Origin of the sequence: Nostoc sp. FACHB-888, from assembly GCF_014696655.1 — a bacterium.
Classification (GTDB): Bacteria; Cyanobacteriota; Cyanobacteriia; order Cyanobacteriales; family Nostocaceae; genus Nostoc.
Map to the genome: position 1 here is coordinate 15,681 of NZ_JACJQM010000026.1, position 14,221 is coordinate 29,901.

A 14,221-nucleotide genomic window follows, 5' to 3' on the forward strand; every position below is an offset into this window, starting at 1 on the left:
TATGTATAAATCTGTTGAAAATACCCCGATTACCATGTACGAAATTAATCGTGGGCGCGTCGTGCGAACCTTGGAATTTATCCAAGATGTGATTGTAATTTCTTTGTGTATCGGTTTATTTAGCTTCATGGTGCTTCAGGTGAGAGATATGTTTCTCTCCTTACTTCCGCCTCTAGATTTTCATGCTGTTACTGCCGATATTCTCTTTTTACTTATCTTAGTTGAGCTATTCCGACTACTGATTATTTACTTACAGGAACATCGAGTATCTATTGGGGTAGCTGTTGAAGTTTCCATCGTTTCCGCCTTGCGAGAAGTAATTGTTAAAGGTGTTCTAGAAACAAGTTGGAGTCAAGTTTTAGCAACTTGTGCCTTTTTATTAGTCCTGGGAGTACTACTGTTCCTCCGAGTTTGGCTACCCCCTACCTTTGAAGGTATCGATCCCGAACAAGAAGTATCTAAACGCTATAGAAGCCGAGCCAAGTCTGAATTAATACAAAACAATGGTCATTAAAAAGAGGGAATGGGGAGTGGGGAAGAAGCAGGGGTGCAGGGAGCAAGGGAGAAGAATTTTCCCCCTCAGCAAGAGCAGCACCCCGCCCCTCTGCCTCTTTTCAATGCCCAATGCCCAATTCCCCATTCCCAATTCGCAATTCCCAATTCCCCACTATTAACAGAGGTTATTATGTCTGCTGCCACATTAACACCCAACCATAGCAGAGATGTACAAGTTGTTGAAATTGGTAAAAATACTCTGATTCTGCGATCGCGGACTTGGGACAGATTAAAATTTGAGGTGGAGTATTCCCGCCAACGGGGAACTACAGCGAATTCTTATCTAATTCAAGCTGATAAAAAGGCTTTAATTGACCCTCCTGGTGAATCTTTTACCGAAATTTACCTTCAGCAACTTGCACAACATTTAGACTTCACTACCTTAGATTACATTGTTCTCAGCCATGTCAACCCAAACCGCAGCGCAACTCTGCAAGTATTGCTCTCTCAAGTTCCTCAAGCCACTATAATTTGTTCTCGCCCCGCCGCCAATGCTCTCAAAACTGCCTTTCCCGAATTGGAGTCACGTATTCAAGTGGTGCGATCGGGGGATACTTTAGATTTAGGACAAGGACATCTTCTATCATTTATCACTGTACCAACTCCCCGGTGGGCAGATGGACTTTGTACTTATGATTCTGCAACAAAAATTCTCTACACAGATAAACTTTTTGGCGCTCATATTTGCGAAGATACTTTATTTGATGAAGATTGGAAGGGATTAGATGCGGAACGTCGTTACTATTTTGAATGTCTCCATGCACCCCAAGCTAAACAAGTTGAAGTAGCCTTAGATAAATTGTCAGTTTTGGGAGCCAGATGTTATGCTCCAGCACACGGGCCAGTTGTCCGTTACAGCCTCAGCCGTTTTACTTATGATTACCGTCAATGGTGTCAAGGGCAAAAATCTCAAGAATTGAGTGTCGCTTTGCTTTATGCTTCTGCTTATGGAAATACGGCAATTATGGCGAATGCGATCGCTCAAGGTTTGATCCAAAATGGAGTTAATGTAGAATCAATCAATTGTGAACTAGCCGATTCTGCGGAGATTAACCGCATTGTAGAAACTTGCGATGGCTTGATTATCGGTTCGCCCACTTTAGGCGGCCATGCACCAACTCAAATTCAAACTGCTTTAGGAATAGTTCTCTCGGTGGCGGCTAAAACTAAGTTAGCTGGGGTGTTTGGTTCTTACGGTTGGAGTGGTGAGGCAATAGATTTAATCGAAAGCAAGCTCAAAGATGCTAATTATCAACTAGGATTTGAAACACTTCGGGTGCGTTTCAGTCCTACTCCTGAGATTCTTCAGCAGTGTCAAGAAGCAGGCGCTTTGTTTGCCCAAAACTTGAAGAAAACTAAAAAACTGCGTTCTTCCCGCCAGGTTGTGACAGAAACCCATGTAGATCGTACTGAACAAGCTGTGGGGCGGATCATTGGTTCTTTGTGTGTTGTGACAACTCGTGATGAAGAAACTCACAAAGGGGTTTTAACTTCTTGGGTATCGCAGGCAACTTTTAACCCGCCAGGAATTATGATTGCGATCGCTAACGAGCAGAATGCAGATTTAATGCATCATCCTGGTGATAAATTTGTGCTGAATATCCTTAAAGAAGGAAGAAATGTCCGACGGTATTTTTCTCGTCACAGCACTTTAGGCGATAATCCTTTTGCGAATCTTGACACAAAAACTGCTCTTAATGGTTGTTTGATTTTAAATGAGGCATTAGCCTATTTAGAATGTACAGTGCAAAATCAGCTTGAATGTGGCGATCGATGGTTAATTTATGCCGTCATCGATCACGGTGAAGTGTTGGAAAATGAAGGTGTCACTGCTTTAGAACATCGTAAATCAGGCAGCTATTATTAATCTGATTTTTCACAGTATGTGGAAAACCTCTCTCCTAAGAGGCTACGGTGTACACACAAGTGCTTTCGTTCAGAACACGAGGGTTTTCGTTCAGAACACGAAGGCTTTCGTTCAGAACACGAGGGCTTTCGTTCAGAACACGAGGGCTTTCGTTCAGAACGCGAGGGCTTTGGTTCAGAACACAAGTCTTTTTTGAGCTTTTGAGGGAATGAAACAGCCCTGCCCTTTTTAAGGGGGATTTAGGGGGATCTAAAACTTTTGATACCGACAATAGGACTTTTCAAAGATCCTCTTAAAAAGGGGGGCTAAGAGTCTATTGCATCACTTGACTATTTTTATGAATTATCCAAAATTTAGCTGATTATCTTTGAAAACATCCTTTCTTAATTTTACTAAAAATAAAAGGTCTCTCAAAATATTCTCCTAACCTAGCCTTGCAAGCAGGTAGCCCTAGTTTGGCGCGAAATTCGTCGTCATATACTGCTTCTTGCCAATTTTCTGCCGATTTAATCTGCTCGATCGTTAGATTTTTAGCATGACGAAAATCTGCTCTATCTACATTACTTTGAGTCAAGTCAACATCACGGAGGTTAGCACCTCTTAAATCTACTCCATTTAATTTTGCGACATTTAATCTAACACCACTTAAATTTATATCTCTTAAGTCTGAGAAGGTTAATTCACTATAGGTGAAATCAGCATTTTGTAAGTTTGCTGATTGAAGATTGACATTATGAAAGCTGACATAAGATAAATTAGCATTATTTAGATTTGCTCCCGCTAAATCTACATCTGAAAGGTAGATACTTTTTAAGTTAGCACTACTTAAATTCGCAGCACGGAGATTACTATCAGAAATAAATAAACCAGACAGATTAGTATTAGATAAGTTAGCCAATTGTAAGTTAACGTTATTTAACGAAACTTGATAGTTTGCATTACAACTAAAATCAATATCACCAATTTCTGAAAATCCCGATTCTCCATGATCTTCAGATATCACAATCCATCGCATCTCTGCTTGGCGTAGATCAGCACCTTGTAAATTTGCACCATCTAATTTAGCATCTGTCAGTTCAGCTTCTCTTAAATCTGCTCCAGCTAAATCAGCATTTTTTAAATCTGCACCACCTAAATCACACTTAGGACATTTTTTAGTTGTCAGCAACTGCTTTATTTGATTGAGATTTGCAGTTCTTTTAGCCTCACAATCTGTACAACCAGAAAGAAAACTAATTAATATAACTGATGCAATTAGTTTTTTTAATTTCATATAGATATTCAATTATGAATTATCAATTATTTTGATACAAAGAGATTTTTCAGGAACTTTACCCATTATCGGCGAATCTTAGTGCCAGTCCCCCATACCCAATATCGTGATCTAAGATTGTTGGGTATTCTATAAATTGCGATCGCCACTATACCGATGATCGAAGTTGAGCATCTAAGTAAAATATACGGTTCCACCCCAGCGATTACCGATGTCACTTTTAGCGTCGAACCTGGGGAAATTTTAGGGTTGTTGGGCCCCAATGGCGCTGGTAAAACCACAACCATGAGAATTCTGGCTGGTTATCTACCGGCAACTAATGGAAACGCCCGAATTGCTGGTTATGATGTCCATGAAAATTCTCTGGCTGTACGCCAACGCATTGGTTATTTACCGGAAACACCGCCGTTATATCCAGACATGACGGTGGAAGGATTTTTGCATTTTGTCGCCCGAATTAAGGGAGTATCAGCAGGCGATCGCCCCAACAAGGTAACAGCCGCTATCGAACGCTGCAACTTAGAAGATAAGCGGCGGGTGATTATTCGCAAACTCTCTAAAGGATACCGCCAAAGAGTAGGAATTGCTCAAGCAATCGTCCACGATCCACCAGCAATCATTCTCGATGAACCCACCGTTGGACTCGATCCTCGACAAATAATTGAGGTGCGGAATTTAATCAAAAGCCTTGCTGGTACTCACACAATTATTCTTTCTACGCACATTTTGCCAGAAGTGAGCATGACTTGTAGCCGCGTCGCCATCATCAATCGCGGCAAAGTTGTGGCCACTAATACACCAGAAAACTTGATGACTCAGTTGACAGGTGGTTCAGGGTATGAGTTGGAAATAGAAGGAGAAGCTGCCCTAGCGAAACAAGTATTGCAAAATGTCGCGGGTGTGAGTCTGATAGAATCAATTCCGACAACTGGAGGCCATCAACCCCAGGAAAACCGCGCTTATTTGCGGGTAATATCGCAACCGGGAAAAGAACCAGGAAAGGATATTGTTGCAACATTAGTGCGTGCAGGCTTTGGCTTACATGAATTGAAGCGAGTTAACGCTACCTTAGAGGATGTATTCTTGCAACTAACCACAGAAGAAAAGAATTTCGAGACTGAGGTAGACTTAGCAGCAGACAAAGAAGGAGAAGCAGCATAAATGGGTGTAGTGCTGAGTAATATTATTGCCATTTATCGCCGAGAGTTACAGAGTTATTTTGTATCGCCTTTAGCTTATGCGATCGCAGGCATATTTTGGTTCATCGCCGGGTTATTCTTCGTGATGATTTTGCTAGGGCCAGATGGCATTTTGCTAGGAGTCGCGGCAATAGATGCACAAGGGCAACAACTGGGAGTGCCAACACCGCCGATAGATGTCCCCTACGAATTTATCCGGGCATTCTTGGATCGCATGGGTTGGCTATTGTTATTTATCCTGCCAATTCTCTCGATGGGACTCTATGCCGAAGAACGTAAGCGCGGCACTTTAGAACTATTAGCCACTTCACCAATCACCAATTGGGCGGTAGCTGTAGGTAAGTTATTGGGCGTGCTAACATTTTTTACCACGATGGTTTTACCCATGTTAGTGTTAGAAGCGATCGCAATCAGTGGATCAAATCCACCAATAGCGTTCTCAATTCCCTTGCTGGGTCATTTTGGATTAATCTTGCTAGCAGCAGCAATTTTATCTGTAGGAATGTTTATTTCTTCTTTAACAGACAGCACAATTCTGTCTGCCGTCTTCACCTTTGCAGTAATTTTATTATTGTTATTGATTGATTTAATCGCCAAAATTGTCCCTGGCCCCGTGGGCGAAGCATTAGGTTATCTGTCGTTACTGAAACATTACAACACTTTAATTCAAGGTATTTTTGATACCAGCGCCTTAATTTTATTCGCCAGTTACATTTTTTTGGGCATTTTTCTCACTGCTCAATCAATTGATGCACTGCGCTTTCAAAGGCAATAGTACCACATGGCGGAAGTCAAAAGGAGCCAGTGCGTTGGGCGGCTCTGCCGACTTGAAGCAACTGGCGTTCAAAATTCAAAAGTCAAAAAGCTTATAGGGCAGACTTTTTGACCATTTGAAATGGGTGGTTTATTTACGCTGTAGTGTAGTAGTTATATAAGTTATGAATAAAAAGTTAGGAGAGAGGAGTTCAAACTTATAACTCATAATTCCTAACTCCTGACTCCTCACTTTAGTCTAATAATATGAAGATAGTTGCAAAAAATAAACTGTGGAAATATCTGTTTTGGTTAGGTCCATTCCTAATTGCTGTCGGCTTAACAATTGGGTTAGTCTCTGAACAGTGGGGACTAATTACATTAGCATTTTTGATTACAGGAATTGTGATCAGTGGATTGGGGATAATATGGCAAAGCTACAAGAGTAGTTGGTGGAAACGTCGTTCTACACAAGCTGGGACTAATGCCTTGGTGGCAACTCTGGCAGTGTTGGCAATTTTAGGATTGATTAACTTTTTGGGAACTCGTTATCACTTGCGGGCAGACTTAACAGAAAGTCAATTGTTTACTCTTGCGCCCCAGTCACGGGAACTAGTGAGGGCTTTGCCACAGGCAGTTAAAGTGTGGGTGTTTGATATTAACCAAAATCCCCAAGACCGAGAACTGCTTGAAAATTATCAGAGACAAAGCTCAAAATTTCAATTTGAGTACATCGACCCGCAAGCTAGACCAGGACTTGCAGAAAAGTTTGGTGTCAAAGATTACGGAGAAGTTTACTTAGAATCTGGCGATAAACGGCAATTAGTGCAAACAGTAAATCAAAATGAGCGCTTGTCAGAAATTAGATTAACTAGTCGCCTGCAACAACTAACAAGTTCAACCACAGCCAAAGCTTATTTACTTCAAGGTCACGGCGAACGTCAACTTTCTGCTGGTAAAGGTGCAATATCACAAGCTGTTCAGGGATTAGGCGACAAAAATTTCACAACATCACCGTTAAATTTAGGAGAAACTTCTAAAGTTCCTCAAGATGCGGCTGTAGTGATAGTGGCTGGCCCCAAGCGAGGGCTGTTTGAAGGCGAAGTTAAAGCTTTGCAAGAGTATCTTAATCGCGGTGGTAATTTACTGCTGATGATTGATCCTAATACCGATCCCAAAGTTGACAGCTTGCTACAAGAGTGGGGTGTTCGTCTAGATAATCGTTTAGCAGTTGATATCTCTGGCGAAAGCGTGGTTGGACTTGGCCCTGCTGCACCCTTAGTCACAGAATATGGAGAACATCCGATTACCAAAGATTTCGGTAACGGTAATTCTTTTTATCCGATTGCCCGACCACTGGAAATTACCTCTGTGCCTGGTGTTGAGGCTACTCCTTTGCTACGAACTAAACCCTACCCCAACAGTTGGGCAGAAAGCGACCTCCAAAGCGAAAAGTTGGAGTTTAATGAGGGTAAAGACCTCAAAGGGCCTTTAACCTTGGGCGTTGCCTTAACAAGAAAACAAGCAGCTAAATCTGCTTCCACTCCTCAAGCTACACCGACACCTTCACCCCTACGATTACCAACCACTCAAAGCAAGGCTTCCCCCACTCCCCCTGCCTCCCCTGCCCCGACTCCTTCCCCTACTTCCTCATCTCAAACAGCCATCGAGTCCCGTTTAGTGGTTTTAGGAAATTCTGATTTCGCCACCGATGGCTTGTTTCAACAGCAATTAAATGGAGATGTATTCCTCAACTCAGTTACTTGGCTGAGTCAACAGGATCAGCAACCCCTTTCCATTCGCCCCAAAGAACCAAAAAACCGTCGGATAACCCTGACAACCACACAAGGCAATCTTCTAATATTGTCATCTCTGTTGCTTTTACCTTTAATTGGGTTTGCGATCGCAGTTATTATTTGGTGGAAACGACGATAAGAAAAAAGTTAGGGATTAGGAGTTATGAATACTAACTCTTTACCAATGACAAATGACAAATGACTAAAAAATGAAATTGCCGAAAACGACTTTAATTTTGATACTGCTAACGCTGGGTTTAGGTGGTTTTGTTTACTTCTATGAAATTCGGGGTGCAACTGTGCGAGAAGAAACCAAAGAGCAAAAGCAGAAAATTTTCTCTTTTGGGGAAGATAATGTACAGTCTTTAACAGTCACGACAAAAAAACTCACTCTGAATCTGGAACGTAACCCTGAATCTAGTAACCCTAAGTGGCTAATCAAATCTCCGGTATCGGGCCCAGCAAATGATGCTATTGTTTCTTATTTAATGGATTTGTTGGTCAAAGGTAATAGCGATCAAACCTTATCAACTCCAGCAAAAGAGCTTAAAGAATTCGCCCTAGATCAACCCCAAGCAACCATCAATATCACCTTGAAAAACCGACAAAGCCATCAGTTGCTATTGGGTAAATCTAACTTTAATGGTCGTTTCTTGTATGCTCAAGCTGACCCGACTGCTAAACCCGATGGAAATATAAATGTGCTGTTGGTATCTACAGATTTTGCAAATGCCGTAAATCGGGAACTATCAGAGTGGAAACAATCTGTAGATAATAGTCAGAAACTTCCTCCACTCACTATTCTTAAACCGACTCCGACAAACAGCAAATAATTAATTCAAAATCTGGCAATATTATTATGACAAATCCAACAGCAACATTGCTGATTTCTTGCCCTGATCAACGGGGATTGGTGGCGAAATTTGCCAATTTCATCTATTCTAATGGTGGTAATATTATCCATGCAGATCAGCATACAGATTTTGCTGCTGGGTTATTCCTTACGCGTATTGAATGGCAGTTAGATGGGTTTAATTTGCCACGAGAATTTATTGCTCCTGCATTTAATGCGATTGCTCAACCATTAGGCGCGAAGTGGGAAATACATTTTTCTGACACAGTACCACGCATTGCTATTTGGGTAAGTCGGCAAGACCATTGTCTATTTGACTTAATTTGGCGACAACGTGCTAAAGAATTTATTGCTGAAATTCCTTTAATTATTAGTAACCATTCTAATTTAAAGGTAGTTGCAGAGCAATTTAATATTGACTTCCAGCATATTCCTATTAATAAAGATAATAAAGCAGAACAAGAAACCCAACAATTAGAATTATTACGCAAGTACAAAATAGATTTAGTTGTATTGGCTAAATATATGCAGATTGTTAGTGCAGATTTTATTAGTCAATTTCCGCAAATTATTAACATACATCATTCATTTTTACCAGCTTTTATCGGAGCAAATCCTTATCATCGAGCTTTTGAACGCGGTGTGAAAATTATTGGTGCAACTGCTCATTATGCTACTGCTGATTTAGATGCAGGCCCAATTATTGAACAGGATGTGGTGCGAGTTAGTCACCGTGATGAAGTTGATGATTTGGTGAGAAAAGGCAAAGATTTGGAGAGAGTTGTATTAGCAAGAGCGGTGCGATCGCACTTGCAAAATCGTGTATTAGTCTATGGTAATAGAACAGTAGTATTTGAGTAATCTGCTAAAGCCGCAAAATACGTCGGTAAGGGCAGGCATTGCCGTGCCCGTACAGCATGGTCTATTTACGTAGTTTACCGCCGTAGGCATCGCAAGAGAATTAAGAAAAGCCTGAAAACTTCCTCAAGCTCGTTAATTCACATTACAATGCATTTGTACAGTGCCTAAGTCGTAATTTAGAAGCAATTAGGAATCAAACTATACTAATATCGCTTGATAGCTAAAGTTAGTCCATCGGCGATGGGGACGAGAGAGAGAGTAACCCGTTCGTCATGATGTAACTTCTCGTTGAGTGCCCGAATTGATTGGGTACTTTCATCTTGATTTTGCGGATCAGCAACTTGTCCTGACCATAAAACATTATCAATAGCAATCAATCCACCTGGACGAATTAATTTCAGCGATCGCTCATAATATCCATCATAATTTTCTTTATCAGCATCAATAAAAGCAAAATCAAATGTCTCGGCTTGGCCAGTTGCTAATAGATGATCTAAAGTTTCTAAAGCTGGTGCCAATCGCAGATCGATTTTATCGGCAACCCCGGCTTGCTGCCAATAGCGGCGTGCGATCGCAGTAAATTCTTCACTCACATCAGCAGCGATAATCTTGCCATCATCAGGAAGCACTAAGGCAACTGAGAGTGAGCTATAACCAGTAAATACACCAACTTCCAAGGTTTTCTTCGCTCCAATGAGCTGTACCAGCAGTCTCATAAACTGCCCTTGTTCTGGTGAAATCTGCATTGTGCCTCTGGGATGGCTGGCGGTTTCTTGGCGCAATTTCAAAAGAATCTCCGGTTCTCGTAGCGAAACGGACAAAAGGTAATTATAGAGTTGGTTATCAAGACCTATAGACTGTTTTGGCATGGTAAATGACAGACTTGGAAGAATCTACAGTTATACTATCGCCAAATACTAGTACCGTAAGGCGGAAGTCAAAAGTATTATGGAATAAGCTGTTTAGCACTTTTTAATAGTCTGCCTATTTCCCCCGTCCTGTACTACCTACGATCTCAATTAACAAAACTTGAGGCTTAAGCTAAAAACAAAGGGAATTAGGGACTGGACAAGAAAAATTTTCATGTATTCTGGTGTATAAAGTTCATGAGCAATTAGGAAGTTTAAAAACCTGCCAAAATGGCAACCCGACTCTGATTAACCAAGTTAAATTGTACAAAGATAAACGACTTCAAGGGTTTTGTTATCAGGGGCTACCACCTAAGTAAATTCCTCTTGTAAAACACTATCTATTAAGTGATTTACAAAAATAACTATTTCTACTAATTATTAGCAGAGGATTTTTTTATGGAAATAAATATTAATAATTAGGTTTGGCATTTGCTGCAACAGGAATATTAAATGCGTATGGGCGTTGTTGAAGTACGCATTAGCCCCCAAATAATGGGCAACGTCTGTATACATTCCTGTTCACTTCAGTAGCAAATGGCAGAGTGGGAGTTTGAAAGCTGACTGATATGCTTCCTCCCACTCTCTTTTTATAAAAAGGCGTTGGAAAAACCCACTCTTTTTAAAGATGGATGAGAAACGCCCCGATGTGGTTGACGGTTAACAGTCTTTCGTGTTATCCCATCCCTTTTTAGGGATGGGATGAGCTTAACAATCAGTATCTCGCAGTATCTCGTAAAAACTCAAGAATCGCTGCATTCAACACTTCAAAAGCACCAGTTGACGCATCATGGTAGCAGTTAGACAAAATTTGTAATCTAGAATTGGGGATATGCTGATGTAATTTTTCACCATGACTAACAGGAAACCAACTATCTTGCTCACCCCACAATATTAGTGTAGGGCACTTAATTGCACTCAGGTTATTTTGAATTTTGGTGAGCATATTTGGCTTCTTTTCTTGCCAATTATCAATTTCTCGCGCTGCTATTTGTAAGTCTTCGGCGACTTTCGCAACCGTACCAGGAAATTCAATAAACGGGTAAGTTATCCAATAAACATCTTCCTGTGTCAAAATTGACGGATCAAATAATACCCCACGCCTTTCTATTGCCATAATTTCTCTCAATAGAGGTGCAAACAAATATGCCAAACGTAGATAGTCAATTGTATGGATTATTTCCAAAGGCGTTTGGGCAAGTACCCACATAGCCCAATGGGGTAGACGTTCGGCAAAAACAGGTACGTTTACTACTACAAGCTGCTCGACTAACTGCGGGTTTTCTTGAGCAAGGGCAAGGGCAATTAATCCCCCCAAAGATTCAGCCACAATCACTGCGGGTTCATCACATAATGCCTCAATAACTCTTTGAAACTCAATAACTTGATGACCGTTATGTTCTCTACGAGACAATGGTTTTTCGGAAAAACCAAAACCTTTGGCATCAAAACAAATTACCCGAAAATATTTAGATAATGGTGTTATACTATTGCGCCAATTATAGCTCCAACTACCCATCCCATGTAGTAAAATTAGCGGTTTACCTTTACCTTTTTCGCCATAAGCAATTTGTACAGGATATCCTTTAGCATCAGTAATAACTAGACTTTGCCGCCCTTTAGGGAAAGTAGCTTGCCACCAATCTTTCATTCTGTTATCAATAAATAATTGAACTAATTCTAGAGGTTTAAGTAAAGACCAACTAACAAGCAGCAAGCTTTGTGCCGGAGTCTAAATCCGAGTTGCAAAACTTAATTATGAATTATATCAAATCCGTTTATATCAAAATTATTCCTCTTTACCCTCCCTCAGCGTTTCTGTGGTTTTTTAATCATTCGGATGCTACCGAATTTGATATTACAAATTACGTAGCTTGCTTCTCGCCGGAGGCGAGTATTACAAATTATTTTAACCGCCTGTTAAAAAATTCCACAGCATTCTAATTAGTAATACTGGCAATGCTACTAAAACAATGGCAATCAGCAACAATCCAACTAAAACGGCAAAGATAAACCACTTATTCGCACTCTTTTGCTGGCTAGGAAACTTTAAGTAGTCTTCTAATAGCTTGATATTATTAGTGTTAGCTTTCCAGGCAAAATCAAAAAAGTCTCCTAAAACTGGAACAGCGCCTACCAAGCCATCAATAATCACATTCAGAACCATTTTGCCTAAAGTGGCTTTAGATACACCTAGCCGTGCTGCTTCTAAAATGATGTAGCTAGAAAACATGATTCCTAAAAAATCACCACCAATAGGTATAAGTCCGACAATTGGATCTAGACCAAAACCAATCTGCGTACCAGGAATGGTAATAACATTATCCAGCAGCCGACTTAACTGACGCAGACGCTTCAAGGTGGGTGCTTTGGCATCAGGTTCAATCATCGAAAAGCGAGAAGGAGAATCAGGCATCAAAGCGATCGCTAACTTTGTATTGAATCGTTAGACATTCTACTCCCCTACTGAACTTTTGCAAAAATTTCCTCAGGGATTTATAACGATATTTACAATTTAATATTTTTTATCAGATTCTGACTGTGCTTTTGCCGCATATCTTCGCCGACAGTCACGTTCAGCTGATCGCCAATTAATAGAACAGCAGCGCTCATTGACAGCCAAAGCATTAAAACTATCACAGCCCCTACTGCACCATAGACTTTATTATAATTGCCAAAATTCGCCACATAAAGCCGAAATAGGGCAGACAATATTGCCCAGAAAACAGCTGCTAAAATTGCTCCAGGCATCATTGGCGTGCCTGGGTTCCACTGGCTAGGACCATAGCGATAGACAAAGCTAAAAGCAACAGCAACAATACTTAAAGCTAAGGGCCAGCGTAACAACTGCCAAAGATGCAACAAGAAGATCAAAGAATCATTTTCGCGCACTACCATTCCCAACAGTAGGTCACTAATAAACACTAAGAAAGAAGCCAAAACTAAAAGCAACATAGTACCGACTGTTAATCCCAAAGAGACAAGTTTGGCTTTCCAAAAGGGACGGATCTCTTCTGGAGGAATTTGATGGATTTGGTCGAAGGCGGTCATAGCGGTACTCACCGCCCCAGAAGCAGTCCAAATTGCTAATATAAAGCTCAGAGAAAATAAACCACTGTTTCTAGAATTGGTAATTTCTGTGGTAGCAAAATCACGAATTAGAATCAGGGCTTCTTCAGGTAAAACTTGACTGAGTTGTGCCGCTAGCTGTTTAAAGGTAGCTTGTAAAGATTCTACCAATAAGCCAATGGCTGTGAGGACAGCAAGAATTGCTGGAAACAGCGATAATATAGCATTGAAGGCAATTTCCGAGGCAAGTCCCATCAATCGCCTTTCGATTGTTCTGGCAAAAGTTTTTTTGAGTGTGCGCCAATTGAGGTGGCGAAAGAAACGGAAAAAACGAGGCTTTGGCATAACTCAAGAGTTAAAACTGGTTAGTTTATTAACTACTGTGCCAAATTTTGTATAGCGATCGCATTTATCTTTTTAACACAACAACACCGAGTGGGGAGTCTAATGGCTCTTGACTAATGACTAATCACTAATGACCATTGACTAATAACTAATGACTATTAACTTATGAATCAAAATTTAACACAACAGTGGTTAACAGAAATTCAAACACTCAAAGAGCAGATGGCGGGACTTCAGAGCGATCGCGATGTAGCTTGGGAAAGTGCCCAAAAATGGCGTCAGCTTTACAACACAGAAGCAGAACAACGTCGCACAGATGCCCAACTGTCCCAACAGGCGATCGCATCCCTCAAGGCAGACTTGCATAAACTCCGGGGACTGGAGGTTGAGACACTGGCTGCTGGGACACCAGCAACAGCGATCAAACAAGAAATAGAACAACTAAAATCTGTGGAGGACTTACAAGCTAAACTCATCGTTGTAATCAAAGAACGCGATCGCCTCTTGCAAGCTTTGAAAACTGAGCAGGATAACCACGCTCAAACCCGCAATAGCCTTACTACTGCCTTGGGTGATGCTATTGATAGCTTGACACAGGAACGAGCCAGAAAAGAAAAAGAGAGTAAATAAAGAGTTTGTAGTAAATTCCTTAACCGACAAAAAAAGGATACAGAGCAACTAAATTTATTTATGAGGATTATTAATTTTGAATTTTAAATTTTGAATTCAAAGCAAAGCGACG

General features: G+C 40.8%; 13 protein-coding genes. 8 read left to right on the forward strand and 5 right to left on the reverse strand.

The genetic code is table 11. The annotated features are described in order from the left end of the window. Window position 1 precedes the first annotated feature (1 nt). Together H6G26_RS17610 and H6G26_RS17615 are read left to right on the forward strand one after the other, a co-directional pair. Window positions 2–514, forward strand: coding sequence for a phosphate-starvation-inducible PsiE family protein (locus tag H6G26_RS17610; protein ID WP_190730480.1), 513 nt, complete (start codon window positions 2–4; stop codon window positions 512–514). 171 nt (window positions 515–685) lie between these two features. Continuing rightward, a complete protein-coding gene (locus tag H6G26_RS17615) occupies window positions 686–2,422 on the forward strand; it encodes a diflavin flavoprotein (protein ID WP_190730481.1) in 1,737 nt (578 codons plus the stop codon). A gap of 361 nt (window positions 2,423–2,783) precedes the next feature. On the opposite strand, the gene H6G26_RS17620 is transcribed toward H6G26_RS17615, so the two are convergent. Further along, window positions 2,784–3,695: a pentapeptide repeat-containing protein gene (locus H6G26_RS17620; RefSeq protein WP_190730482.1), complete on the reverse strand. Its 912-nt coding sequence runs from the start codon at window positions 3,693–3,695 to the stop codon at window positions 2,784–2,786. Between the two features lie 156 nt (window positions 3,696–3,851). Here H6G26_RS17620 and H6G26_RS17625 point away from each other — a divergent pair, with 156 nt between their 5' ends. The 5 genes from H6G26_RS17625 to purU all read left to right on the forward strand — a co-directional run bounded on the left by H6G26_RS17625 (window position 3,852) and on the right by purU (window position 9,157). Continuing rightward, window positions 3,852–4,856, forward strand: a complete 1,005-nt coding sequence (locus tag H6G26_RS17625; RefSeq protein WP_190730483.1) for an ABC transporter ATP-binding protein — start codon at window positions 3,852–3,854, stop codon at window positions 4,854–4,856. Further along, window positions 4,857–5,669 (forward strand): ABC transporter permease, encoded by an 813-nt coding sequence (locus H6G26_RS17630; RefSeq protein WP_190730484.1) that lies wholly within the window; start codon window positions 4,857–4,859, stop codon window positions 5,667–5,669. A gap of 245 nt (window positions 5,670–5,914) precedes the next feature. Beyond that, complete coding sequence (locus tag H6G26_RS17635; protein WP_190730485.1) at window positions 5,915–7,582, forward strand: Gldg family protein; 1,668 nt, start codon at window positions 5,915–5,917, stop codon at window positions 7,580–7,582. Window positions 7,583–7,652: 70 nt separating this feature from the next. Then, window positions 7,653–8,276: a DUF4340 domain-containing protein gene (locus H6G26_RS17640; RefSeq protein ID WP_190730486.1), complete on the forward strand. Its 624-nt coding sequence runs from the start codon at window positions 7,653–7,655 to the stop codon at window positions 8,274–8,276. A 26-nt stretch (window positions 8,277–8,302) separates the two neighbouring features. Further along, entirely contained in the window at window positions 8,303–9,157 is an 855-nt protein-coding gene (gene purU / locus H6G26_RS17645; protein ID WP_190730487.1) for a formyltetrahydrofolate deformylase, read from the forward strand. A gap of 203 nt (window positions 9,158–9,360) precedes the next feature. Here purU and H6G26_RS17650 read toward each other — a convergent pair whose 3' ends face one another. From H6G26_RS17650 to H6G26_RS17665, 4 genes are all read right to left on the reverse strand, one after another. Next, complete coding sequence (locus H6G26_RS17650) at window positions 9,361–10,026, reverse strand: class I SAM-dependent methyltransferase (RefSeq protein ID WP_190730488.1); 666 nt, start codon at window positions 10,024–10,026, stop codon at window positions 9,361–9,363. Window positions 10,027–10,780: 754 nt separating this feature from the next. Then, window positions 10,781–11,716: an alpha/beta hydrolase gene (locus H6G26_RS17655; protein ID WP_190730489.1), complete on the reverse strand. Its 936-nt coding sequence runs from the start codon at window positions 11,714–11,716 to the stop codon at window positions 10,781–10,783. Window positions 11,717–11,974: 258 nt separating this feature from the next. Further along, window positions 11,975–12,481 (reverse strand): DUF4112 domain-containing protein, encoded by a 507-nt coding sequence (locus H6G26_RS17660; RefSeq protein ID WP_190730490.1) that lies wholly within the window; start codon window positions 12,479–12,481, stop codon window positions 11,975–11,977. Between the two features lie 92 nt (window positions 12,482–12,573). Next, a complete protein-coding gene (locus H6G26_RS17665; RefSeq protein WP_190730491.1) occupies window positions 12,574–13,479 on the reverse strand; it encodes a YihY/virulence factor BrkB family protein in 906 nt (301 codons plus the stop codon). A gap of 165 nt (window positions 13,480–13,644) precedes the next feature. On the opposite strand from H6G26_RS17665, the gene H6G26_RS17670 reads away from it, so the two are divergent. Further along, on the forward strand, window positions 13,645–14,109 hold the full coding sequence (locus H6G26_RS17670) for a hypothetical protein (RefSeq protein WP_190730492.1): 465 nt from the start codon (window positions 13,645–13,647) through the stop codon (window positions 14,107–14,109). Window positions 14,110–14,221: the final 112 nt, after the last annotated feature.